The following is a 499-nucleotide window of genomic DNA, read 5'->3' as shown; positions in this document are numbered from 1 at the left end:
GCAGCATTCCCTGCAAAGCTGAATACATCATTACCAGCACCACCAGTCAGAATGTCATTACCAGCGCCACCAACTAGAGTATCATTACCAGCACCACCAGTCAGAATGTCATTACCAGCGCCACCAACTAGAGTATCATTACCAGCACCACCAACCAGAACGTCATTACCAGCACCACCAACCAAGCGGTTATCTAAGTCATTGCCGATAATTCTATCTGCTCCAGCACCGGCAATCACGTTTTCAATGGTATTAGCGACAGTTAATGTCAGTTTTGAACCATTAGCAACCAGGGTTTGAGTAGTGGTAATGCCTAGATTTAGGCGGATTGCTGCGGTCGTACCAGTGAAGTCAATGGTATCTTGGCCACCCACTACTGCTTCTGTAATGGTGTCAGTACCGAGGCTAGAGGTAATGGAGAACAGATAAGTATCATTTCCTGTACCACCAACCAAACTGTCATTACCTGAACCACCATTCAGGGTATCATTTCCCGTAT

General features: G+C 46.3%; 1 pseudogene. It reads right to left on the bottom strand.

Features of this window, described 5'->3' with window-relative positions:
• Positions 1 to 499, bottom strand: a pseudogene (locus ACIR310F_RS23485) (M10 family metallopeptidase C-terminal domain-containing protein); the annotation flags it as partial.

Source organism: Dolichospermum circinale AWQC310F (assembly GCF_000426925.1).
Classification (GTDB): Bacteria; Cyanobacteriota; Cyanobacteriia; order Cyanobacteriales; family Nostocaceae; genus Dolichospermum; species Dolichospermum circinale.
This window is presented reverse-complemented; position numbering and strand designations above follow the sequence as displayed.